Raw genomic sequence first — 21,539 nt, 5'->3', positions numbered from 1 at the left:
GCGTGCCCCTGAATCCGGGACGGATAAAGCTCTATAGAAAAGGTATAGGTCGCGCTCACAGCCTGCATGCGCAAGCTGCTGACCATCCTGAACGCGATGCTGCGCAGCGGCGAGTACTGGCGCGCGGAAGAAGCGATCCCGGAACAGCCGCCCCAAGCAGATGCCGGCGCTGCCGAAGAGGGACGGTCCCCGGTCGTCGGCGAGGCTTCGACGACCGATCGCGGCGAGGGCGGGAAGGCCGCTGCCCGGGAGGATCGGATAACGGATGGGGACGTGCCCGCGGGCCGAGGCTGACCGCCGGTAGCCGGCGCCGTCGATCGCCCCGCCGGGGCAGGATCCCTGGCGCAGCCATGCCCAGAACGGGGAAGCTGTCGCGGATCCGATGGAGACGGGCCAAGACGGCCCAGGAAATCTCGCAATCGACTGCCTGGTGTCCCCGCTCTGCTCTCCTCCACACCCCCACTCAACTCACCCCTTCCGGACTTGACAATCAAGACAATTGCTTAACTCGGACCGCGCCCGGGCGCGCGGTCCGCGACCTCGTCGATGAATTGGGTGAATTGATTGGCAAATCGCCGATGCGAATATCCCTGCGCATTTTCGACCAGCACCGCCGGATCGTAACTTCCGGCGTCGAATTCCTGCAGCGCCGCAATCAGCGCGCCGGTCGTTGGCTGTTCGAAGAATTCACCGGTCTCGCCGGCGGTAATGGTTTCCAGGGCGCCGCCGCCGGCAAACGCCAGCACCGGGCGGCCGGACGCTTGGGCCTCGATCGGGACCAGCCCAAAGTCCTCCTCGCCGGGGAACAGGACTGCCCGGCACCGGGACAGCTCGTGGCGCAGACGCTGCTCGCCGATGCGACCCGCGAACTGGATCGTCGGCCCGGCGATCGCCTTCAAGTCGGCCTCGGCCCGGCCCGATCCCACGATCCGCAGCGGCATTCGCAGCCGGTTGCAGGCGCGGATCGCAAGGTCTATCCGCTTGTAGGGAGCGAGCCGCGAAACCAGCAGCAGGTGGTCGCCGATTTCCGTCGGCGGGGCGGGCGCAAAATCCTCAACCCGCACGGGCGGGTGGATCACCGTGGAGCCGCGGCCGTAGCAATCCCGGATCCGGTCGGCGACTGCTTGCGAGATGGCGATAAAGTGGTCGGTGCGATCGGCCATGAACCTGTCGAGCCGCCGCAGACCGTCGAGACCCAATCGAACCAGCGGATCAAGGGTCGACGGAAAATCGCGTTCGGCGGCAAGGTAGCGGCGCGTGTCCCAGAGATAGCGCGGCGGGGTCAGGCAGTAACAGACGTGGGTGGTCGAAAGATCGGTCGGAACCCAGCGGCAGAATCCGGAGGCGTTGGAGACGATCACGTCGGCGTCCCTGATCCACCAGCGCGCGAATGTCGCCGCGTAAACCGGCAGGTAGCGGCGGTGCTGTTCGAACACCGCCGGCATGACCTGCATCAGCGACGTGCGAATGTCCTTGTCCAGAAACTCGGAGTCCATCGCCGCGGGATCGTAGATGGAGGTGTAGATGGGTGCCCCGGGGTAGAGCCGGGAAAGTTCGAGCAGAACCCTTTCGGCGCCGCCCATCTGGTTGAGCCAGTCGTGAACCAGGGCGACCCGGCGGCCGGTCGCGGCGGACAACTTCAGTAGGCCCCTTCGCCTTTTATCACCGCCGGGATCGTGCGCAGCAGGATCTTCAGATCCAGCCCGACCGACCAGTGCCCCACGTAGTAGGTGTCGAGCATGACCATTTCCTCAAATCCCAGATTGCTGCGACCGCTGACCTGCCAGAGCCCGGTCATGCCGGGCAGGGCCAGCAAGCGGTTGTATGCGTACTCATCGTAGGCCGAGACCTCGTCGGGGATCTGCGGGCGGGGGCCTACCAGGCTCATCTGCCCGGAGATCACGTTCAACAGTTGGGGCAGCTCGTCCAGCGAGGTCTTGCGCAAAACTCTGCCGACCCGCGTGACGCGCGGATCGTGGCGTGGCTTGAAGAGCGCCTTGTCGCGCGCCTCGGGAAACATCTCGTAGCGAGCGTTAGAGGCGTCTTTGACCATGGACCGGAACATGAGCATCCGGAACGGCCGCCGATCGCGCCCTATTCGCTGCTGGCCGAACAATGCCGGGCCGGGCGAATCGATTCGGATCGCCAGCGCCAGTAACGCGAGCAAAGGTGACAGCAGCACCAGCATCGTTCCCGCGAGGAAGATGTCAAGGGACCGCTTGAGGAACGCGTTAAAGCCCGCTATCCGGTTGCTGGTCAGGGTAAACAGCGGAATGCCGGCCACGGCTTCGGTATTGACGCGTCCGGCCTGCAGGGCCAGCAGATCGGGGACCACGGTGGCCCTGATCCCGCGCCGCCGACAGGCCGCGATCAGCTCGTTGGAGTGCGCGTTGGCCTCCAGCGGCAAGGCCACGACAACCCGGTCGGGGGACGATTGGTCGAGGACCGATTCAATTTCGCCCAGCCCGCCCAGGCGTCGGAACCTTCCGAAGTCGCCGTTGTTGCCGGACTCGTGATCGAGGAATCCGAGCGCCACCATACCGGCGCCGACGTTGCCGCGAATCTGCTGCATGAGCATCTTGGCCAGGACCCCGCGCCCGGCCACGATCACCCGCTCGGTCCCAATGCCGCGGCGATAGCGATTCACGTACCAGCGGTGCACGATCAATCGCAGCAGCGCGGCCAAAAGCACCGCCGAGACTCCCAGGTAGGCGAACATCAGCCGCGAAGAAGGCGGAAAGGCTTCGCGGGCCAGGTAAGAGGCGACGATTATGGCGGCTTCGGCCAACAGCGCCGCCGGCACGATCCGCCCGACCTGGTCGAGCCAGGATCCCAGCACCTGGCGGCGGTAGAGCCCCCGCGAATACATGGTCACGAGCATGACCGCCGCAAATATCAGCCCGACGACCAGGAACTGGCTCAGTTCGACGTATCGGCCCGGCCCGATGGTTCCGCCGATTCCCAGGTCGTAACGGGCGACGTGCGAGATGAACCAGGCGCCCGCAATTGCCACCGCGTCGAGCGCCAGGGTCAGCCACTGACGCCGCTGCCAGCGATTCGGTCCGACCGCGCCGGCGGGCCCGGACCGCGGGGATGCGCAGTTGTCGGCTAGCTGCTCAGGGCCATCCGATAGGCCCGACGGGCACAGCGCGCGGTCTCCGCCCAGGTGAACTCCCGGGCTCGCCGTCGGCCTTTCCGGCTCAGCGACTGGATCGGATTTGAATTGCTGCAAATTTTCTCGAGCGCGGCCACCATCGAATCAATGTTATTGGGGTCGAATAGCAATCCGGCGTCGCCGACGACTTCGGGCAGGGAAGAGTTGTCGGCTGCCGCAACCGGGGTGCCGCAGGCCATGGCCTCCAGCACCGGCAGCCCGAAACCCTCGTAAGCCGACGGGTAGACGAACCCTTCGGCGGATGAATACCAGAGCGGTTTGTCGGATTCGGAGACATATCCGGGCAGCAGCAGGCGGTCGGCCACGCCCGCGTCCCCGGCCAAACCGCGTACGTCCACTCCGCCCCAGCCGGCCCCGCCGGCGATGACCAGCCTGCCCGGGTAGCCGCGCCCGACCAGCCGCGCGAACGCCGCGATCAGGCGGTCGAGGTTCTTGCGCGGCTCGATCGTTCCCAGGTAGAGCAGAAACCGTTCGGGGACATCCTCCCGGAGCCGGAACCGTTCCAGGGACCGGGAATCCACCGCGCCGCGCAGGTCCGGGTCGAGCCCCGGATAGGCGACCACCAAGCGGTCCGGATCGGCATTCTGGAATTCCACTAGGTCCCGACCGGTGGATGCCGAATCGACCAGCACTGCGGCCGCGCGGCGCAGCGACCAGCGGCCGGCCACGCCCAGCCAGACGCGCCGCCGCCAGGGATGGGCCCCCGGGGTTGTCAGGTAGGTCAGGTCGTGGACGGTTACGACCTGGCGACAACCAGAAAGCAGCGGAGAGACGTTCAGCAAGCCGTGCAGGACTTCTATTTGCGATTCCTCGGCGGCCAGCGCCAGTCCCGACTGTTCCCAGGCGACCCGCCGCCAGGGGCTGTCGCCCGGAGCGGGCGAGAAGATGAGCCGTGCGCGGGCCAGCGCGGGCAGGCTGGCGGGATCGAAGTCGGCGTTGCAGAAGACTACGTATTCGTGCTCGGGGTCGGGCTCCTCGAGCAGCGCCTTGATCAGGTTGCGGGCGTAAATGCTGACCCCGCTGTTGCGAAAGCCGGGCCGCGAGTGCATGCAGGTCGCGTTGAGTCCGATCAGCGGCATTCAATTGCCCTGGCCGGGGTAGGGCAAATGGAAGCCCGGCAATGAAAAGACGGCCGGGGCTGCCAGCCCCGGCCGTCGGTGTTCCGTTTCCGGAATTGGGACCTAAGCGATCCCGGCCGGCTCCTCGCCGATGACTTCCTGAGTCATCGGGTCGAACAGGTGCATGTGGTTCATGTCGAATACCACATTGAATTCCTCACCGGCGTGTTCGGTCGTCCGCGGGTCCACCCGGGCGATGTACGAGTTGTCGTCGGTGACCAGATACAGGTAGATTTCCGATCCCAACGGCTCGAAGACGTCGACCGTGCTCTTGATGAGCTGGTCTTTGGTCGTTCTATCGGGGGCAAACTGCGGCGTCCAGAGGTCCTCGGGTCTGACCCCGAAGATCACGTCCTGACCGATGTAGGGCGCGTAGGCCTGGCGTCGGTCCGGCGGGACATCAAGCGGCTGGCCTTCGAACGCTTCGATCTTCAGGTCGTCGGCGGTGCCGGTGACTTTGGCGTCGAAGAAGTTCATTGAGGGGCTGCCGATGAACCCGGCCACGAACATGTTGGCTGGGTGGTCGTAGACACCTTGCGGGCTGCCGCATTGCTGCAGCACGCCGTCGCGCAGGACTGCGATCCGGCTGCCCATGGTCATGGCCTCGGTCTGGTCGTGAGTGACGTAAATGACCGTGGTCTGAAGACGTTCGTGCAGGCGGATCAGCTCGGCGCGGGTCTGTACCCGCAGCTTGGCGTCGAGGTTGGAGAGCGGCTCGTCCATGAGGAAGGCCTTGGGTTCGCGCACGATCGCGCGCCCCAGCGCCACCCGCTGGCGTTGCCCGCCGGAGAGTTCCTTGGGCTTACGGTCGAGCAGTTCACCGATTGCCAGCAGTTCAGCGGCTTCCTGGACCCGGCGGGTGATCTCCGCCTTGGCGGTCTTGCGCAGGCGCAGCCCGAAGGCTAGGTTGTCGTAAACGCTCATGTGCGGGTAGAGCGCGTAGCTCTGGAACACCATCGCAATGTCGCGGTCTTTCGGCGCGACATCGTTGACCACGCGGTCGCCGATGTAGATGTTGCCAGCGCTGAGCTCTTCCAGGCCGGCGATAAGACGCAGGGTGGTGGACTTGCCACAACCCGACGGGCCGACCAGCACCAGGAACTCCTGGTCCTCGATCTCAAGGCTCAGGTTTCTGACCGCCACTACTTCGCCGAAGCGCTTAGTGACGTTGTCAAGTGTGACGCTTGCCATAGGCGGTCACCCTTTCCGCGCCGCGGCCGCGCCGCCGGCGCCTATGTAAAGCCGCCTGTGGCAAGTCAGTGACCACCCGCGGCCCGGCGAAACCAGAACTATTCGGCAAAAGCCGTGTCTCGCCTAAAAGTACGCCCACCGGGGCGGACTTTCCAATAGCTTAATTGAAACGGTATTGCCGAGCAGGTTTTGGGCGCGAATTACCCGGTGACGGCTCCGGCGGTCAACCCGGCGGCCATCCGCCGTTGCACAAGCAGGGCGAAGAGGATGACCGGCAGGACCACCATCGTGCCCGCCGCGTGCAGCTGACCCCAAAGCACTTCCTCGACGCCTACGAAATTGAACACGCTGACCGGGGCGGTGCGAGCCTTGGCGCCAGCCACCGAAAACGCAAACAGGAACTCGTTCCAGGAAAAGATCAGCAGCAGGATCGCGGTAGCGGCGATTCCCGGCGCCGCAAGCGGCAACACGATCCGCCAGATCAACTGGAACCGCGTGCAGCCATCGACCAGGGCCGCTTCCTCCAGCTCGCGGGGAATCTCGGCAATGAACTCGCGCAGCATCCAGACCCCGATCGATAGATTGAGCTGGACGTAGATGAGCACCAGGCCCTGGAGGGTGTCCATGAGCCCGAGCCGGGTCCAGAGGAAAAAGAATGGCAGCAGCATCGCGATCGGCGGAATCGCCCGCGGCAGCAGCAGGAAGAATCCGAACGCGCGTTTGCCGCGGAAATCAAATCGCGCCAATACGTAACCGGCCGGAATCGAGACTACCAGCGCCACGATCACCGACCCGATCGAAACGATGATCGAGTTCACGAAGAACCGCAGAAAGTTCTGGTGGACCCCGCCGATCACGTCTTGGTAGTGCTCGATCGTGAACCGGAAAAACAGGAGCTTGGGGGTGAGCGAGAAGGCGTCGGACTGCACCTTGACCGAGGTGGTCAGTACCAGGTACATGGGCAGCACCGACCATACGAAAGCGATGAAGAGCCCGACGTAAACCAAGGCGTCGACGGTTCGGCGTCTACGGCGCATGCGGACAGCCTGTGGGCAAGATCAGTACGCCGTCCCCCGGCTCGCGGCCAGGGCCCTGGTGAAGATCGCGATCAGAACAAACGAGAAAAGCGTCATCGCCAGGCCGACGGCGGCCGCCCCTCCGAAATTCGAGAACGAGAACATCGTCTCGTAGATGAATATCGGCAAAGTCATCGTCACCCGGCCCGGACCGCCCTGGGTCATTACGTAAATCATGTCGAAGGTGCGGAACGCGTCCAGCATCCGCAGCATAGTTACGACCAGCAGGACCGGCATGACCATCGGCAGGATCACGTAGCGGAACCTCTGCCAGGCGTTGGCACCGTCGATGGCGGCCGCCTCCAGCGGCTCGTCTGGGATTGAGAGCAGACCGGCGAAGATCGTGATCGTCATGAACGGTGTCCAATGCCAGATGTCGACAAGTATCACGCTGACGATGGCCAGGTTAACGTCGCTCAAGGGGGCGATGCGCCCGAATCCCAGCACGTCGAACGCGTAGCCGGTAAGGCCCCAATTCGGGTCATAGATCAAAGTCTTGAAGGTCAGCGCCGAGACCACCGGCGTCATGACCATCGGCATCAGGAGGGCTACCCGGAAGAACGCGCTGCCACGCAGGCGACGGGTGAGCATGATGGCGATCAATAGTCCCAGAACTAGCTGGAACGCAACCGACCCGAAGGTGAATGTGGCCGAGCGCACTACCGAGTTGATGAAGTTGGGATCGTTGAGCAGGAACTGGAAGTTGTTCAGTCCGACCCAGCGCGGATCCTCCACCCCGCCGCGCCAGAACGTGAACGCCAAATAGAGGTTGAGCAGCATGGGCGTCAGGGTAAGCACCACCAGAACGACCAGGGCCGGCGAAAGGCCAAGCCCGATCGAAAGGTTTCGGACCCGAAACCAGTTCATGTCCCGGGTCGGGGTCCCCGGGGAATCCCCCCACCGGTCGGCGTTTGAAACATCGGACTAATCGCCCAGCGTTCGCAGATCCGTCCCCCGGCCGCGGTTGGCCGGGGGACGGGTGTTGCAGCTACCTAGGAGTAGTAGCCGGCTTGCGTCATCAGGTTGTTGACCTGCTCGAAGGACGAATTGGATCCTTCTTCGACCGTTTTCTCGCCGGCAACCATCGACGATAGCTCGATGCCCTGGATCCGCAGGACGTCCTGGGCTTCGGGGATCGGGCGCCCGTTAACCGATGTGACCAGGTAGTCCGGGCGAGCGGTCGAGATTCCGTGTCCGAACACCACCGGCCACTGGCCGAAGTTCTTGTCCTTGACCACGTCCTGCCAGACGCTCTGCTGGGTAACCCAGTTGCGGGCCGTGACCCACCGCAAGAGCGCGAAGCGCAGCGCGGTCAGACGGGAGCTGGCCCACTGCATGTAGAGCCAGGCAGGGTCCTTCTTTTCCGAGAAGTTGTTCATCGTCACGGTCCAGGTCCAAAAACCGTGCTCGCCGTATTCGTCCTTGGTCACTCCGGGCATGTAGTGGGCGCCTACGGTTCCGATGATTTTGGAAGCGTTTACGTCCTCAAAGCCCGGCGTGAAACCGAACGTGTCCGGCAGCATGCCGGAGAGACCGCCGCGGAAGTCCTCGAGCACGTCCTTCCAAATCTTGGTTGAAGACCCGGGCGGTCCGTATTTGGTCACCAGGTCGACGTACTTCTGGGTCCCGGCCAGACTCTCGGGGGAGTTGATGATTGATCTCCACTCGTCGTCCAGGTACCCGCCCCCGTAGGTGTAGGGGAACGCCGGGTACATGATTTGCAGGAACCCGCCGCGCAGCGATATACCGTAGAAATCGTTCTCCGGGTCGTACAGCTTGGCTGCGGTCTCTTCCAATTCATCCATCGTGTCCGGCGGATCCTGGATACCGGCTTCCTCGAATTTGTCGACCCGGAAAAAGTTTGCGTGCGAGACGGCGTCGAACGGTACCGCGCCGATTTCGTCGCCCGCCGTGACCGCGCCCCTGACCGATGGATGGATGTCGCCGAAGTCGTACCACTCGATATCGGTGTGATCGGGATCGTTCAGGTAGCCGCTTAGGTCCTGGATCAGTCCACCGGAAAGCCAGCGCGGGATGTTGAAACATGCCGACCAGAACAGGTCGTAATTGGCCGATCGCGAGGTCAACTCCAGGTTGGTCTTGTCAAACAGCTGGGTTTCCCCGAGCAGCTCGTAATTGACCTTGATTCCGGTAATCTGCTCAAATTCCGGCAAAAGACCCTGCTGCCATTGGGTCACAAATCCGTTTACACCGAGGACGTTGATTTCCTGTCCGGCGTACTTGCGCCAGTCGACGTTGGCGGCTTCGTAGGAGACGTCCTGCGGGCCCTCCACTTCCTGAACGACCTGGACTTCCACCAACCGCTCGACCGGGATTTCAACCTCTACGGTCACCTCTTTGATGACCTCGACCTCTTTTTCGACCACCTGAGTGACGATGCGTTCGACCTCTACCGTCTCACCGCAGGCAGCCAGGATCGCCGCCGTCCCGGCGACCATCCCGGTACCAAGGAACCGGCGCCGGCTAATTCTTCCCCTGCTCATGTCAGCCTCCCAAGCTACCGCCTCGTCGGGCGTACGCTTAGTTTAGGTTTGGTGCAGCTTTCACCGCTTGCATTGTGAATCGGTGAGGCGCCCGCGCATATCTAAGGAATCTATCGAACCGGTGGACCATTTCTGGGCAATTCCGGGCAGGTTGGGCGGCGGTTCGCACCCCGCCCGGCGCGGGGAATTGGCTGAACGATTGGAGGTCCTGGCCGGGCTTGGTTTCGGTGCCGTGATAACCCTGACCGAAGAAGGCCTGGATGCGGCGGCGTTAAACGACGCCGGGCTGGACTGGTTGCACCTGCCGATCGTCGATTCGGGTGCTCCAACCAGGGACCAGATGAATCGCGCAACGAGGTTCGTTGAGGAGTCCAACCGCGCCGGGAAGGCGGTGTTCGCGCACTGTTTCGCCGGTTATGGACGCACAGGGGTAGTCGTTGCCGGCCTCATGATCGCCGGTGGCGAGGAACCCCGCGCGGCGATTGACAGAGTGCGCCGATTGCGGCCGGGCGCGGTTGAGTCCGCCCGCCAGGAAGAATTCCTGCTCGGAATGGCCGCCCGGGAACCGGATTGAAACCGCCCCGGCGAATGGTTCCTGGCTATCTGGCTACGTAGACGGGCTGCTCTATCGGGAGATCGTTCTGGCGTGACCACTCGTGCCAGGAGCCAAAGTAGTTGCGGAAGTTCCCGTATCCGGCCATGCGCAGGCCGATGTAGCCGCACGCCGAGCGCGCCCCGCCGTTGCAGTAAACGACGACTTCCTTCTCGGAACTGATCTCGCGCTGGGCCAGTTCGGCGGCAATCTCGCGTTGGTTGCGCATCTGCCCGTCTGCGCCGACCAGCATTTCCCAGTTCATCCAGACCGCCCCCGGGATGTGTCCGTGGCGAGGGTTCTCGCGGGCGTCGGAGCCGTCGAATTCTTCTATCGTTCGCATGTCGATGATCTGGAAGTCGGGATCCTTGAGCCGCTTCCGGATGTAGTCTGCGGTCGCCAGAACCTGGGGGCGCGGACTCGGGGACAGGTTGCCTCCGCCGGGGAGCTGGTTGACCTCTACCTGAATGGAGCCGCCGAAATCGAGCCAGTTGCGATAGCCGCCGTCCAAGATCTGGGCCGGCGCGTGGCCCAGGTAGTCGAGCATCCAGTAGGCGCGACAGACCGCCCAGCCGGTGAAATTCTGGTAAAGGACGACCGTCGAGTCGTTGTCGACCCCGGCCGACCGGAACATGTCGACCAGATAGCGAGTCGCCTCTATGCGCTGGTCCTCGGTCCGGATGATCGGGTGGTAGCTGCTAACGTCGATGTTCAGCGCTCCCACGATATGGCCGGCTTCGTATTCAGCCGGGCTGCGCAGGTCCAGGATCACGAGCTTGCGATCGTTTTCCATCCAGGAATTTAGTTCATGCGGTTGACATAACATCGCGGATTGGCGCACCTGAGCGAGTGGTTCGGCGCAAGATTGTAAGAGTGGGCAATGAAAGATCGGGTGGACAACCGATGACCCAGCCTGCGGGAACCGCGCGGCCGACGGCAGTCTGCTTTGACGGGTTCGGGACACTGTTCCGGCTCGGCGACGGCGATCCTGCGCGCGCCGTGTGCGACCTCCTGCGCGGGCTGGGGTACCGCGGCGGCGTGGCGGCGGTGGCGGCCGGACTCCGCGCCGAGTTTTCCTACTACCGATCGCACCACAAGTACGTAGGCGACGCCGGCCAGCTGGCAGACCTGCAGCGGCGCTGCGGACAGATCGTTCTGGATGCACTCGGCGACGAGGCGGCCGGGATGTCCCCGCTGGAGGTGGGCCGGGCGATCGCGGCCAGCTTCCCGCCGCGACTCTATCCGGAGACGCGCGGCGCATTGGAGCGCGCCCGCCGCGCCGGCTTGGTCACCGGAGTGCTGTCCAACTACTCATTCCTGCTGGAAGCAACACTGCGCGAGCTGGAAGTCGACGAACTCTTTGATTTCAAGGTGGTGTCGGGCCTGGAGGGCGTCGCCAAACCGGATCCGCAGATCTTTGCCCTCGCCCGCAGGCGGGCCGGCGTCGGAGATGGCCCGATCGCTCACATCGGCGATTCGCACCCCGAGGACTACTTGGGTGCCGAGCGGGCCGGATTCCGGGCGGTGCTGCTCGACCGTTCGGGCTCGGAACCGCCGGCGGCGACGGCAACGGCCACGGACTTAAACGGCGCCCTGGACCTTTTTCTCTAGTGGTCCCAGCCGTGGCCGGTGAAGTGGTCTTTGGAACCGGCGTTTAGCGTCTTGATCATCATCAGGGCGGCCTTGGCGGCCTCGAATCCGCGATTGGTCTCGTCGTCGTGGGTGCGGTCGATCGCCTGCTGTTCGTTGTCCAGGGTCAAGACTCCGAATATCACCGGCACGCCAGTGTCGAGCCCCGCCTGCATGATCCCGCGCGAACACTCGGCAGCTACGTAATCGAAGTGCGGCGTGTCGGATCGGATGATGCAGCCCAGGCAGATCACCGCCGCGTAGGCGTGGCTGGCGGCCAGCTTCTTGGCCAGCAGCGGCAGCTCAAACGATCCCGGTGCACGGAAGACCTCGACCTCGACCAGTACGAATCCCGGATCGCCGTCGCCCAGGCCGGCGCGCACGCCGGCCAGCAGTTTGTCGGTGTAGCGGCGGTGGTAATCGGTTACCGCAACGGCGATCTTGCCGCGCAGGGCCATTTCAGTCCCGCTCGGCCAATTCGAGGTCGTGCCCCATGCGGTCGCGCTTGGTCGCCATGTAGTGGGCGTTGTGTTCATTTGGCTCGATTTGCAGCGGGACCTGCTCGACTATCTCCAGTCCGTAGCCAGAAATTTCGACGCGTTTGCGGGGATTGTTGGTGAGCAGCCGCAGCTTAGTGACGCCCAGTTCGCCCAGGATCTGCGCGCCGATCCCGTAATCGCGTTCGTCTGGCAGAAAGCCGAGCGCGATGTTGGCGTCGACGGTGTCCAGACCCTCCTGCTGCTGCAGCGCGTAGGCCCGCAGTTTGTTGGCCAGACCTATTCCACGGCCCTCCTGGCGCATGTAGAGGATCACGCCCCGCCCCTCGGACGCCACCCGCTGCAAGGCGGTTCTCAGTTGCGGTCCGCAATCGCAGCGCATCGACCCGAAGACGTCGCCGGTCAGGCATTCATCATGCACCCTGACCAGAGTCGGCTCGCCCGGCTCGATCTGGCCGATCACCAGAGCGACGTGGTCGTCTCCAGTTACCGAGTCGCGAAACGCGGTCGCGGTGAATTCGCCCCAGGGGGTCGGGAGCTGGGCCGAAGCCAGCCGTTCGATCAGCTTTTCAGATTTGCGCCGGTGGGCGATCAGGTCGGTAGTCGACAGCGTCTTCCAGCCCCTGGCGGAGGCCAGCTCCGCGGCCGCGTTGGCGCCCAGCGGATCGCCCTCGTCATTTAGCAGGCGACCGAACAGGACGGCGGGCTCGATGCCGGCCAGGACGGCCAAATCGGTGGCCGCTTCGGTAACGCCCGGTCGGCGCAGCACGCCGCCGTCAAACGCCCGCAGGGGCCTGATCAAACCGGGTCTTTTCAATTGCTGCGGCCTCGTCTCGGTCGATCCGAGGGCGCGGATGGTGGCCGCCTGGCCGGTGACCGAGTAGGAATCGGGGCCGATCAGGTCGACCGTCTCGCAGAATGCCGGGCTGGCCAGCATGCCGGCCGCCGGCGTGTGCTCCTGGGCGATGCCCAGCCGGGCCAGCGTTCCAGCAGTCATAGCCACGAAGGCCCCGCCGGAGATCCGCATGAGTTCGAGCAGCACCGCGGTGGTCACCGCCGCCGCCGGGATGGTGAGGGTGGCCACGAAATCGCCCCTGCCGGCGCTGTTTATCACGACCGGCTCGCCGGACGCGAAGCTCTCGGCGGCGGCCGACACCTGCCCGTTCATAGACCGGTTGCGGTGGATTCGGCCAGCGCGACCACGTACTTTGCCAGCACGTCCGTCTCCAGATTGCAGTTTGTCCCCAGAGTCAATTCACCGAGGGTCGTTACCGACCGCGTATGCGGGATCAACGCGACCTTGAACCAGTCCGGGCCGGATTCGACCACGGTCAGGCTCACTCCGTCCACTGCCACGTAACCCTTCTCCACGATCTGCTTGCGGTATTGCGGTGGGTGCGAAAAGGTTATAAGTTGCGACTCCCCGTCGGGGTCGATTGCCCGGACCGTGGCAGTGCAATCCACGTGCGCCTGGACGAAATGCCCGCCAAGGCGGGAGTCGGCCCGAAGGGCCCGTTCGAGATTTACCGTTCGGCCGGTTTGCAGGGTTCCCAAGTTGGTGCGGCGACGAGTCTCGTCGACGATTTCAACCGTGAATCTGCCACTCTCGATCTCCACCACCGTCAGGCAGGCGCCGGCAACCGCAACGCTCTCGCCCACCTGGAGCTCGTCCACGAAGCTGGCCCGTAGCGAGAGTCGCATCAAGCCCGCTCCGCTGCGTGCCCGTTCGACCCTTCCAACCTCTTCGACCAGACCAGTAAACATGTGCGTCCTTGAGATGTTGCTCTGGGGCGGCAACGAGGCAATTTTCGCCGTCGTTCAAGCGCCGGTTCGCTCGGGCTGCGTTTCGCCGTCCCAGTCGATTGAACCGCGGGGTCGAGCCCGCAACCAGAGATCGGGTCCGACCGTTCCGCTCTCCAGCAATTCCAATCCCGGCGACAAGAATCCCTCCGGCAAGCCCCGGAGCGCTACCGGCGACGCCGGATCCCCGACCAGGACCGGGCAGAGGAACACTTCGATCTCGTTGATCAATTGCGCGGCCAGAAAGGAACCTATCGTGGTCGGCCCGCCTTCCAACAGGGCCGACTGGACTCCCATGGCACCCAATCGCTGGAGCACCGCGTTAGGGTCAGCCCGCGGCGGATCGTCCTGAATTTGCACGAAACAGCCGCTCTCGACCAGGGCCGCGCACCGCTCCGGCGGAGCGGCCGCTCCCACGAAGCAGATAGTTTTGCCGGGCATTCCCAGCATCGCCGCATCCGCCGGCAGGCGGGCCCGCCCGTCCAACACAACCCGCAGCGGTTGCCGGTTAACCGCTATGCCGGCACGGACCGTAAGCCTAGGGTCGTCGGCCAGGACCGTGCCGGAACCGACCACTATTGCGTCGACTTCCGCGCGACGGCGATGCACCAGCGACAGCGACTGGGGAGAGCTCAGGTACCCTCGTTGGCCGGCCGGCAGCGCCACGCGGCCGTCCAGCGACATCGCCCACTTGGCAATCACCCAAGGTCGCCCAGTTCGGGTGTGGTGAAGGTAACCCTTGAGACCGTCAAAGGCCGCGTCGCAGCCCGCAACCCGGGCCGTCTCGACTCCGGCGGCGGCAAGTTCATGCGCTCCGCCGGTGGCGGCCGGATTGGGGTCCGGATACGCATAGAAACAACGCCCGATTCCGGCCGCCACGATGGCTTCGGTGCACGGGGGAGTCTGGCCGTGGTGACGGCATGGCTCGAGGGTCGTGTACAGATCGGCGCCGCGCGCCAGGGCGCCCGCCTGCTCTAGCGCCTGGGCCTCGGCGTGCGGACCGGTCCCCGGCGCGGTGGCCGACTGTCCGATGATCTGGCCGTCCCGAACAACCACCGCTCCGACCGCGGGACGCGGGCTGGTCCGGCCGAGCCACTCACGCCCGCTGGCGGCAGCGGCATTCAGGAAGTCAAGTGGCTGCAAGGGTCCTAGTCCACGCCATTGCGACAGTCGTTGAACCGGCGGGGGGCGCCTGCCCCGCCGCCGCCAAATATCATCATCCCAGACCTGCCGCCGCTACCTAACTTGAATGTGGGCGGCGGATACCACCGGAACCAATCGATCATGAACTCGACCCGCCCGCCGGTGCTCGGATTAACCGGCAATATCGCCACCGGCAAGTCGCTGGTGTCCGGCTGGCTAGCCGACCGCGGCGCCACGGTCATCGACTCCGACCGGATCGTCCACGAGATGTATGGACCCGACCACCCGGTGGCCATAAGAGTCGGCGAACGGTTCGGGGCCGACCTGATTGGCCCCGGCGGGGTCGACCGCGCAAAGCTGGGAGAGCTGGTTTTTGCGGACCCCGCGGCGCTCGCCGAATTGGAGGCGATCGTGCACCCGGCGGTTTTCGAGGCGGTCGGTGCGCTCATCGCCAAGGCCCCGCCTGCGACTCCGCACGTTATCGAGGCCATCAAATTGGTCGAGGGTCGAAACGTCCGCCTGCTAGACGCCCTCTGGGTATTGGAGAGTCCAAGAAGGGAACAGATCGCGCGCCTGCGGCGCAGCCGCAATCTGTCCGCCGAGCAAGCCGGATTGCGAATCGGTGCCCAATCGTCGGCTGCTGAAAAATTGGACCTTTTTCAGAATCGCCGGCCGGGGACGCCGGCCCGGATTATTGGTAATCATGGTTCGCTCACGGATCTTGAACGCGGCATTGATCGCGAATGGGAACGGTTCCTTGACTACTGCGCCGGGCAGTAGTCCTCTTCGGCCAATTCGACGTCGACGAAGCCGGCCAACGCACTGGCGGCGGATTCGACGGCCCGGGCGTGATCACCCACGATCAGGTTGACGCCGGTACCGTTGAATTCGGCCCACGCGGTCCGCTTTTCCAGCTTCCAGCTAAAACTCGCCGGCCCGGTCGCTTCGAGCGTCCCCATGCGACCGGCGTGATCCAGCTGGCCTCCGGCGATCAGGCCCTGCAGACGGACGAAGAAATCCTCCGCCGCCGCCGGACCGGCGAATTCGGCCCGGTACATCAGGACTTCAGTCTCCCCGTTGCCGATCAGCAGCAGGTGGTCGTCGACCCAGTCGGACGGCCCGCGCTGGCCCTTCTCGATCTGCCCGCCCAGCAGCACCCCCAGAACGAATTGGCCAAGGCTGCCGGAGCCCAATGAATTCCAGCAGGGCAGTTCGGGCGTTGCAAATTCCGCGGCCGAACTTCGCTGCCATTGCGACCGGAGACCGAGCGGAGTTATCTGGGCGGTCGCCTGCGGCAGCGCCGAAGGATCATAGAGCCCGTCGAGCCCGGTCAATCCCGAAGCCAGCAGGACCCCGAGGACGTACTCGGCACCGGCCACGTACGGATAGGCAAGCAGCTGCAGCACGAACTCGCCGGAGCGTCCCATATCGGGCGGGGGAGCCGGTTCCTCCGCCCGCAGCGCCTGCAGATCGACCTGCTCGGCGACCGCTGTAAATCCGAAAACGCTGGCATCGCCTTCAATTAGGGCGCTTAGAGCCAGTTGGCGGTCAAAGTCCAGTATGGGGACCGCCGCGCTGAGCGACTCGATATCGAAATTGGTCTGCTGAAGCGCGTGGATGTACTCGTGGGCCAGGGTAATGAGGGCTTGATCGGACGCGCTTCGTCCAATTTCGGCGGGCTCGACGACGTAGAGTTCGTCTTCCTTGGCCAGGTAAAACCCGATGACCTGATCCGGAACGAGCCCCAGGTAGATTTCGTCAAGGCCCTGCCCGGAGGGCAGGACGCCGAGTAGTTGCAGCGCCCGGTCGCGCCGCCAAACCTCTTCGGCGTCCTGATCTTTAAGCGCGGCCGCGATCTCGGCGGCGGCTTCATCGGGGCTTACTATCCGGGGCTCGAGAAACGGGCGGTCTAGGCCGCGGACCCTCTCCGCCGCCGCCGCCGCCCGCCGGGCGTTTTCCCTTACGAATTGATCAAATCCCGATTGGCCCGGCGCCGGATCGGCATTGACCGGACTTGCGGTGGCGGCCTGGCGCGAAGACTCCGATAGCGGTGCGGGGGAGCCGACCGGTGCGGTTGCCGATTCCCGGCCCGGGCTTTCGGGCAGCGGTGCGGCCGGAACCGGAGATGGCGGGGTGGCGACGGCTTGGGAGGCCGACTCCCGTTCGCACGCGCCGATGGCAAAGCCGGCGACCAGCACCAGGGCCAGGAAAGCGGTCCGGAAACCGGCGGACGGACGCGGCCCATTGCATGGGAAGATGGTTGGCATTGGTCGGCATTATCGTAATTGGGCGGAGGTCTTGCCCCGCGCGATCCAATCGACCGTGGGCGGCCGGTCCTTAACCCGGGAACTTTGAGAACATGGCCTTTAGCGACGCATTCGCTCGATCAAGCCGGGCCGGCGGAGAAGCCGACCCCGAATTGCTTGCCGCCTGCGAACGTCTGGCGGCCCGCGGTTGGAGCGATGTCGTTCCGGATGCCGTGCGGACGGCGCCGCCGGCCGCGGCGCAGCATCGACGGGCGGCCGGGATAGCGAACGCCTTCCTGGCGGCAGACCGACTGCTCGGCGATATTGCCGCTCCCGCCGACCCCGAGGTTGTCAGGGGCCGGATCACCGGAGGCTTGGTGCTGATCGAGCAGTGCTTTGACGATCTCGGCGGCTGGGCTGCCCTGGTGCTTGAGCGTTCCGGGCGGCATCGCAACGAGCCGGTCGGCTCCAGCAAATTCAATGCGCGCTTGCGATTGCTGGATCCCGTCGCGGCCGAGCGCGTCGTGGCCTTGGCAGGTTGGGTTGCCGCCGTCCGGTTGACCGCCGCGGCGCTATTGCAGCAGCAGGTCAAAACGCTTCGATTTGACGCCGGCGACGTCCGGTTGCAAATCCCGCGCGCCGCCGGGACCGGTGCCGGCGAACACCCGGTTTCCGACCTCGGACCCGCTTGGACAGCAAATCTTGCGGAACTTATCGGGGCCGTATTCGCCTGCGGGGCGGCCCGACTGGAAAACCCCCGCGAGCGCACCGCGGCCGATTTTGACTGGGACTGAATCGGGTCGGCAAATCAATTAAAATCCGCTTTGCGTCGCCCAATTTCCACCCCCGACGCCCCAGCGTACGCCTGCGAGCGCCATGTCCACGATCATCGCTGAAATTGACCGCCAGTTCCTGCGCGACGACCTCCCGGATTTCGGGGTCGGCGACACGGTCCGGGTACACAGCCGGGTACGCGAAGGACAGCGCGAACGCATCCAGGCGTTCGAAGGGGTCGTCATCAAGCGGCGTGGCGGCGGCCTGCAGGAGACTTTTACGGTTCGCCGAATCTCCCATGCCGGGGTCGGAGTCGAGCGCTGCTTCCACGTGCATTCGCCGGTAATCGACCGCATCGACTTGGTCCGCCGCGGGCGGGTCCGTCGGGCCAAGCTCTACTACCTGCGCGAACGCAAGGGCCGGGCTGCCCGCGTTCGCGAGCCCTCGCGGCGCTGACGCCCGGGGCGGCCACTCGGGCCTCCCGAGCGGCGCCGGCTAAGCAAAATAAGCCGGTCCGGCTCCAACCGGAGGTTTGAAACTGACCGGCGTCCAACTGCATCCGGCGCTGGAACTCGATCTGCTTTCCTCCGGGATCGACTTGGTGGCCGGCGTCGACGAGGTCGGACGCGGCGCCTTGGCCGGACCGATCTGCGCCGCCGCCGTGCTGCTGGACCGACGACTGCTCGGCGACCGGGAGAAACTGGCCGGAGTGAACGACTCCAAACAGGTGCCGGCCGGCCGGCGCCAGGACCTGAGCGCCCGGGTTTGGCGGCTGGCGCCGGTGGTGGCGTTGGGTTGGGCTGAAGCTGCCGAAATTGATCGCCTGGGGGTGGTTGCGGCAACCCGCAAGGCGATGATTTCCGCGCTTGCCCAATTGCGCCCCCGCCCGCAGGCGCTGATCAGCGATGCGGTGGCCCTGAGCGGACCCACCGTCCCGGAGAGATTCATCGCCATCCCCCGCGCCGACAGCTCGTGCCTCAGCGTGGCGGCCGCATCCATCTGCGCCAAAGTTGCGCGCGACGCCCACATGCGACGCCTGGCCGGAAGTTACGAAGCATACGGGTTCGCGTCAAACGTCGGCTACGGAACCCGCCACCACCTGCAGGCGCTTACCGCTCACGGCCCGAGCGCCGAGCACCGCCTCTCGTTCGCGCCTTGCCAGCGCCAGTTGGAGTTGGGTAGGCAGGATTGGGCATGAACGAAATCGCTGGGCTACTCGGCCAGTTGACCGACTGGATTCTGAGCTGGGGGCAATCGCCGTTCGGATGGGTGGCGTTGTTCCTGGTCGCGTTTTGGGACTCGAGCATCTTGCCGGTCCCGCCCGACGGGCTGATGATGGTACTCATCCTGTCCAATCCCCTCTTCGCGATTCCCCTGGCGGCCCTGGCGACAGTCGGGTCGCTGCTGGGGGCCTGGCTGGGCTACTGGATAGGCCTGGTCGGCGGGCGGCCGCTCGTTTACCGGATCGTCCCTGAGCCCCAGATTCGTTACGTGGAGCGCAAGTACCGCGAAAACGACACCCTCGCGCTGCTGCTGGCCTGCTTCACGCCGTTGCCCTACAAGGCTTTCGCGATCGGCGCCGGAGTCTGTCAGATCAACTTCAAGCGGTTCATGCTGATTTCGTTGGTGGGCCGCGCCGGCCGGTTCCTGGCGGTGGCGCTGGCCTTGATGTTTCTCGGCGAGCGCGTGCGCGGACTGGTCGAGGATTACACCGGACCGGTGGCGGTCGGTTTCGTGGCGGTAGTGGCGGTGGCCATCTTTGCGCTGGGCTGGTACAACGCCAGGGTCGCCGGGCGAGAAAGCTGACCGGACGCAGGCAGAAACAGGCGCTGCCGCCGATCAGAGCATCGGCAGCGGTTCTACCCGTTCGAGATTCTTGACCGAGATCGCAGCCGCCACCTTGGAGCTGATCGCCTTGTAGGTGTCGATCAGCTGGTCGCTTCCAAAAAGCGCCGCCGGCCGGCCTTCGTCGCCGCCCCGGCGGACGGCTTCGTCCAAAGGCAATTCGCCGAAGAAGGGAATTTCGAGGTGCTCGGCCGCGCTCCGCGCGCCCCCGTGACCGAAGATCTCGAGCCGCGAACCATCGATCGGGTTTTCGAACCAGGACATGTTCTCGATAAGCCCCAGGACGTCCACGCTGAGACGTTCGAACATTGAGATTGCGCGCCGAACATCCTGCAGGGCGACGGCCTGCGGGGTGGACACGATGACCGCGCCGGTGAGCGGGATCAATTGCGCCAGCGAGAGCGACGCGTCGCCGGTGCCCGGCGGAAGATCGACGATCATGTAGTCGAGTTCGCCCCAGTCGACGTCGCCGATCAACTGTTTGAGGGCGCCCGCGATCATCGGCCCTCGCCAGATTACCGGGGTATCTTCGTCGAGCATGAACCCCAGCGACATCAACTTGACGCCGTAGGACTCGATGGCCTGGATCTTGCCGCCGGAGGCGGTGGGGGAAGCACTGCTGCCCATCATCAGCGGGATGTTCGGTCCGTAGACGTCGGCGTCCAGAAGCCCCACCGTTGCTCCCTGGCGGCGCAAGGCGACCGCGAGGTTCACCGCGGTCGTGCTTTTGCCGACCCCGCCCTTGCCGGAGGCGACGGCGATGGCGTTCTTGACGCCGGGGAGCGAAGCCGATGGCGAGGAACTGCGCGAGCCAACCTCGGCGGTCATTTCAATCTCGGCGTTGGCCACCCAGCCCAGCGTGGCCAATCCGGCGCGGACGCGGCTGTCAATCTCGCCGCGCAGGGGGCACGCGGGGGTCGTCAGGACCACCGTGAGTGAAACATCGTCGCCGGTGACCTTCACGTCGCGGACCATGTTCAGGGTGACCAGATCCTTGTGGATTTCAGGGTCGTACACCCCGCGCATGGCGTCAATCACCTGGTCTATTCGGTCTTGATTGGCGTCGGCGGGCACGGTCACTGCTCGGGATTTATGAGATTTTGGCGGTTGGTTCCGATTTTATTTGGTGAGCGGCCCGTCCGGGCGTGCGCGTCATGGCAGTTCGCTCAGCGGTTGGCAAACACCTCGTCGACGCTGCCGGTGCGGTGCCGGCGGCGCACACCGCCGTCCTCAAGTTCCAGGGAGCCGTCGGTCCCGAGATCGGTCACAACCCCGGTGAAAGACCGACCGGCGTCGAGCAGGCGGATCCTGCGCCCTAGCAGGACTGAAAGCTCCACCCAGCGGCGGTGCTGCCGCCCCGACCCCGCCGGCAGGTCGGCTAGGTTGGCGTGAAGACCGACCATCACGTCGGCCGCCACCGCGGTGCGGTCGACCGGGCGTCCTAGCTGCCCGCGCGCCGACGCCGCCGGGTAGGTAAGCCCGGGCAGTTCGCGGGGATCGTTATTCAGGTTCGCCCCGATCCCGACAATCCAGCCGCCCCCGGCCGATTCGATCAGGATCCCGCCGGTCTTGCGGCCAGCCAGCATCACGTCGTTGGGCCACTTGATTCCGATAGCGGTGCATCCGCAGCGGCACAGCGCCCGGCAAAGCGCCAGGCAGGCGCTGCGGACGAGGTCGGCCGGCTCGCGCCGCGCTCCGGGCAGGGCGTAACTTAGCGCCAGGCCCTCGGCGTACGGGGAGTGCCAGCGGGTTCCGGCCCGGCCGCGCCCCGCGCTCTGCCCGTCCGCGAATATGGCGCGCGGAACCACCAATCCTTCCACCAGCAGGTTGCGGGCGCGGGTGTTGGTGGAATCTATCCGGTCGTGGAATTCAACCCCGATCGGCAATCCGGCCAGGAGCGCTGCGAGCTGTTCAGGGTCGGTCCGGGCCCGGTCCCTCGCCGCCAACTG

Annotated in this window: 22 protein-coding genes and 1 pseudogene; 8 read left to right on the top strand and 15 right to left on the bottom strand. The window is 65.1% G+C overall.

The window, feature by feature from the left end:
* The first annotated feature begins 66 nt into the window (after window positions 1–66).
* Window positions 67–294, top strand: coding sequence for a hypothetical protein (locus F4X41_03610; protein MYB16110.1), 228 nt, complete (start codon window positions 67–69; stop codon window positions 292–294).
* A gap of 209 nt (window positions 295–503) precedes the next feature.
* Here the strand turns inward: F4X41_03610 and F4X41_03605 are convergent, their stop codons facing one another.
* The 7 genes from F4X41_03605 to F4X41_03575 all read right to left on the bottom strand — a co-directional run bounded on the left by F4X41_03605 (window position 504) and on the right by F4X41_03575 (window position 9,064).
* A complete protein-coding gene (locus F4X41_03605) occupies window positions 504–1,637 on the bottom strand; it encodes a glycosyltransferase family 4 protein (protein MYB16109.1) in 1,134 nt (377 codons plus the stop codon).
* Window positions 1,638–1,639: 2 nt separating this feature from the next.
* Entirely contained in the window at window positions 1,640–3,232 is a 1,593-nt protein-coding gene (locus tag F4X41_03600) for a sugar transferase (GenBank protein MYB16108.1), read from the bottom strand.
* The gene (locus tag F4X41_03595) at window positions 3,109–4,254 is read right to left on the bottom strand and encodes a glycosyltransferase family 4 protein (protein ID MYB16107.1); all 1,146 of its coding nucleotides are present in this window, start codon (window positions 4,252–4,254) and stop codon (window positions 3,109–3,111) included. The genes F4X41_03600 and F4X41_03595 overlap by 124 nt, the downstream gene beginning before the upstream one ends.
* A gap of 102 nt (window positions 4,255–4,356) precedes the next feature.
* On the bottom strand, window positions 4,357–5,484 hold the full coding sequence (locus F4X41_03590) for an ABC transporter ATP-binding protein (protein MYB16106.1): 1,128 nt from the start codon (window positions 5,482–5,484) through the stop codon (window positions 4,357–4,359).
* 200 nt (window positions 5,485–5,684) lie between these two features.
* Window positions 5,685–6,521: a carbohydrate ABC transporter permease gene (locus F4X41_03585; protein ID MYB16105.1), complete on the bottom strand. Its 837-nt coding sequence runs from the start codon at window positions 6,519–6,521 to the stop codon at window positions 5,685–5,687.
* 21 nt (window positions 6,522–6,542) lie between these two features.
* A complete protein-coding gene (locus tag F4X41_03580; protein MYB16104.1) occupies window positions 6,543–7,427 on the bottom strand; it encodes a sugar ABC transporter permease in 885 nt (294 codons plus the stop codon).
* A 125-nt stretch (window positions 7,428–7,552) separates the two neighbouring features.
* On the bottom strand, window positions 7,553–9,064 hold the full coding sequence (locus F4X41_03575; GenBank protein ID MYB16103.1) for an extracellular solute-binding protein: 1,512 nt from the start codon (window positions 9,062–9,064) through the stop codon (window positions 7,553–7,555).
* Window positions 9,065–9,131: 67 nt separating this feature from the next.
* Here F4X41_03575 and F4X41_03570 point away from each other — a divergent pair, with 67 nt between their 5' ends.
* Window positions 9,132–9,638 (top strand): phosphatase, encoded by a 507-nt coding sequence (locus F4X41_03570; GenBank protein MYB16102.1) that lies wholly within the window; start codon window positions 9,132–9,134, stop codon window positions 9,636–9,638.
* 505 nt (window positions 9,639–10,143) lie between these two features.
* Here the strand turns inward: F4X41_03570 and F4X41_03565 are convergent.
* Window positions 10,144–10,917: pseudogene (locus F4X41_03565) on the bottom strand (hypothetical protein).
* Between F4X41_03565 and F4X41_03560 the strand changes: the two are divergent.
* On the top strand, window positions 10,560–11,267 hold the full coding sequence (locus F4X41_03560; GenBank protein ID MYB16101.1) for an HAD-IA family hydrolase: 708 nt from the start codon (window positions 10,560–10,562) through the stop codon (window positions 11,265–11,267). The pseudogene F4X41_03565 and the gene F4X41_03560 overlap by 358 nt on opposite strands.
* On the opposite strand, the gene F4X41_03555 is transcribed toward F4X41_03560, so the two are convergent.
* The 4 genes from F4X41_03555 to ribD are packed head-to-tail and all read right to left on the bottom strand — an operon-like array spanning window position 11,264 to window position 14,794.
* Complete coding sequence (locus F4X41_03555) at window positions 11,264–11,743, bottom strand: 6,7-dimethyl-8-ribityllumazine synthase (GenBank protein ID MYB16100.1); 480 nt, start codon at window positions 11,741–11,743, stop codon at window positions 11,264–11,266. The two genes, F4X41_03560 and F4X41_03555, sit on opposite strands and share 4 nt — an antisense overlap.
* Window position 11,744: 1 nt before the next feature.
* Window positions 11,745–12,950: a GTP cyclohydrolase II gene (gene ribA / locus F4X41_03550; GenBank protein MYB16099.1), complete on the bottom strand. Its 1,206-nt coding sequence runs from the start codon at window positions 12,948–12,950 to the stop codon at window positions 11,745–11,747.
* The gene (locus F4X41_03545) at window positions 12,947–13,546 is read right to left on the bottom strand and encodes a riboflavin synthase (protein ID MYB16098.1); all 600 of its coding nucleotides are present in this window, start codon (window positions 13,544–13,546) and stop codon (window positions 12,947–12,949) included. The genes ribA and F4X41_03545 overlap by 4 nt, the downstream gene beginning before the upstream one ends.
* 54 nt (window positions 13,547–13,600) lie before the next feature.
* Window positions 13,601–14,794: a bifunctional diaminohydroxyphosphoribosylaminopyrimidine deaminase/5-amino-6-(5-phosphoribosylamino)uracil reductase RibD gene (ribD, locus tag F4X41_03540; protein MYB16097.1), complete on the bottom strand. Its 1,194-nt coding sequence runs from the start codon at window positions 14,792–14,794 to the stop codon at window positions 13,601–13,603.
* Between the two features lie 72 nt (window positions 14,795–14,866).
* Between ribD and coaE the strand changes: the two genes are divergently transcribed.
* Window positions 14,867–15,505: a dephospho-CoA kinase gene (gene coaE / locus F4X41_03535; GenBank protein MYB16096.1), complete on the top strand. Its 639-nt coding sequence runs from the start codon at window positions 14,867–14,869 to the stop codon at window positions 15,503–15,505.
* Here the strand turns inward: coaE and F4X41_03530 are convergent.
* A complete protein-coding gene (locus F4X41_03530) occupies window positions 15,487–16,992 on the bottom strand; it encodes a hypothetical protein (protein ID MYB16095.1) in 1,506 nt (501 codons plus the stop codon). The genes coaE and F4X41_03530 overlap by 19 nt on opposite strands.
* A gap of 92 nt (window positions 16,993–17,084) precedes the next feature.
* Here F4X41_03530 and F4X41_03525 point away from each other — a divergent pair, with 92 nt between their 5' ends.
* From F4X41_03525 to F4X41_03510, 4 genes are all read left to right on the top strand, one after another.
* Window positions 17,085–17,765 carry a hypothetical protein gene (locus tag F4X41_03525; protein ID MYB16094.1) on the top strand — a complete coding sequence of 227 codons (681 nt, stop codon included), beginning with the start codon at window positions 17,085–17,087 and terminating at the stop codon, window positions 17,763–17,765.
* Between the two features lie 82 nt (window positions 17,766–17,847).
* Window positions 17,848–18,201 carry a 50S ribosomal protein L19 gene (gene rplS, locus F4X41_03520; GenBank protein ID MYB16093.1) on the top strand — a complete coding sequence of 118 codons (354 nt, stop codon included), beginning with the start codon at window positions 17,848–17,850 and terminating at the stop codon, window positions 18,199–18,201.
* Window positions 18,202–18,298: 97 nt separating this feature from the next.
* The gene (locus tag F4X41_03515) at window positions 18,299–18,943 is read left to right on the top strand and encodes a ribonuclease HII (protein ID MYB16092.1); all 645 of its coding nucleotides are present in this window, start codon (window positions 18,299–18,301) and stop codon (window positions 18,941–18,943) included.
* Window positions 18,940–19,551, top strand: coding sequence for a DedA family protein (locus F4X41_03510; protein ID MYB16091.1), 612 nt, complete (start codon window positions 18,940–18,942; stop codon window positions 19,549–19,551). Before F4X41_03515 ends, F4X41_03510 begins: the two co-directional genes overlap by 4 nt.
* A 33-nt stretch (window positions 19,552–19,584) precedes the next feature.
* On the opposite strand, the gene F4X41_03505 is transcribed toward F4X41_03510, so the two are convergent.
* Window positions 19,585–20,616, bottom strand: a complete 1,032-nt coding sequence (locus F4X41_03505) for an Mrp/NBP35 family ATP-binding protein (GenBank protein ID MYB16090.1) — start codon at window positions 20,614–20,616, stop codon at window positions 19,585–19,587.
* Window positions 20,617–20,756: 140 nt separating this feature from the next.
* On the bottom strand, window positions 20,757–21,536 hold the full coding sequence (locus F4X41_03500) for a biotin--[acetyl-CoA-carboxylase] ligase (GenBank protein ID MYB16089.1): 780 nt from the start codon (window positions 21,534–21,536) through the stop codon (window positions 20,757–20,759).
* Window positions 21,537–21,539: the final 3 nt, after the last annotated feature.

The sequence above is a fragment of the Chloroflexota bacterium genome (genome assembly GCA_009840625.1).
Taxonomy (GTDB): domain Bacteria; phylum Chloroflexota; class UBA11872; order UBA11872; family VXNJ01; genus VXNJ01.
This window is presented reverse-complemented; position numbering and strand designations above follow the sequence as displayed.

Excerpts from the sequence above, each read along its gene's own strand:
- F4X41_03610 (MYB16110.1), top strand. The coding sequence starts at position 67 with ATGCGCAAGCTGCTGACCATCCTGAACGCGATGCTGCGCAGCGGCGAG.
- F4X41_03595 (MYB16107.1), bottom strand. The coding sequence starts at position 4,254 with ATGCCGCTGATCGGACTCAACGCGACCTGCATGCACTCGCGGCCCGGC.
- F4X41_03590 (MYB16106.1), bottom strand. The coding sequence starts at position 5,484 with ATGGCAAGCGTCACACTTGACAACGTCACTAAGCGCTTCGGCGAAGTA.
- F4X41_03585 (MYB16105.1), bottom strand. The coding sequence starts at position 6,521 with ATGCGCCGTAGACGCCGAACCGTCGACGCCTTGGTTTACGTCGGGCTC.
- F4X41_03580 (MYB16104.1), bottom strand. The coding sequence starts at position 7,427 with ATGAACTGGTTTCGGGTCCGAAACCTTTCGATCGGGCTTGGCCTTTCG.
- F4X41_03575 (MYB16103.1), bottom strand. The coding sequence starts at position 9,064 with ATGAGCAGGGGAAGAATTAGCCGGCGCCGGTTCCTTGGTACCGGGATG.
- F4X41_03560 (MYB16101.1), top strand. The coding sequence starts at position 10,560 with ATGACCCAGCCTGCGGGAACCGCGCGGCCGACGGCAGTCTGCTTTGAC.
- F4X41_03555 (MYB16100.1), bottom strand. The coding sequence starts at position 11,743 with ATGGCCCTGCGCGGCAAGATCGCCGTTGCGGTAACCGATTACCACCGC.
- ribA (MYB16099.1), bottom strand. The coding sequence starts at position 12,950 with ATGAACGGGCAGGTGTCGGCCGCCGCCGAGAGCTTCGCGTCCGGCGAG.
- F4X41_03545 (MYB16098.1), bottom strand. The coding sequence starts at position 13,546 with ATGTTTACTGGTCTGGTCGAAGAGGTTGGAAGGGTCGAACGGGCACGC.
- coaE (MYB16096.1), top strand. The coding sequence starts at position 14,867 with ATGAACTCGACCCGCCCGCCGGTGCTCGGATTAACCGGCAATATCGCC.
- F4X41_03530 (MYB16095.1), bottom strand. The coding sequence starts at position 16,992 with ATGCCAACCATCTTCCCATGCAATGGGCCGCGTCCGTCCGCCGGTTTC.
- F4X41_03525 (MYB16094.1), top strand. The coding sequence starts at position 17,085 with ATGGCCTTTAGCGACGCATTCGCTCGATCAAGCCGGGCCGGCGGAGAA.
- rplS (MYB16093.1), top strand. The coding sequence starts at position 17,848 with ATGTCCACGATCATCGCTGAAATTGACCGCCAGTTCCTGCGCGACGAC.
- F4X41_03510 (MYB16091.1), top strand. The coding sequence starts at position 18,940 with ATGAACGAAATCGCTGGGCTACTCGGCCAGTTGACCGACTGGATTCTG.
- F4X41_03505 (MYB16090.1), bottom strand. The coding sequence starts at position 20,616 with ATGCGCGGGGTGTACGACCCTGAAATCCACAAGGATCTGGTCACCCTG.